General features: G+C 65.6%; 1 protein-coding gene. It reads left to right on the plus strand.

The genetic code is table 11. The features are described 5' to 3' along the window. Positions 1-389 (plus strand): autotransporter outer membrane beta-barrel domain-containing protein (locus DY467_RS26050; RefSeq protein ID WP_164639933.1); only part of this gene is annotated, 389 nt, incomplete at both ends.

A 389-nucleotide genomic window follows, 5' to 3' on the forward strand; every position in this document is an offset into this window, starting at 1 on the left:
CAGCTACACGGTGGACCTCGGCAGCTCCGCGCTGCAACCGTTCGCGGGCCTTGCCTACGTCAACCTCGACACGTCCGGCTTCACCGAGCGGGGTGGGGCGGCGGCACTCCGCAGCGCTGGCGATAGCGTCGATGCGACATTCTCGACATTCGGCCTGCGTGCCAACGGGGCGCTTACGCTCGGCACCACTGCCGTAACCGCGAACGGCATGATCGGCTGGCGGCACACCATCAATAACGTGATCTCGACAGCCACCAATGCGTTCGCAACCGGTAACGCCTTCACGGTGTCGGGCATTCCGCTGGCGAAGGATGCCGCCGTGTTCGAAGCTGGCCTCGGCACTGCCCTCAATCCGAGCACGGCGCTCAGCGTCAACTACTCCGGACAGG

Origin of the sequence: Rhodopseudomonas sp. BR0G17 (genome assembly GCF_010907025.1) — a bacterium.
GTDB classification, from domain to species: Bacteria; Pseudomonadota; Alphaproteobacteria; order Rhizobiales; family Xanthobacteraceae; genus Rhodopseudomonas; species Rhodopseudomonas palustris_H.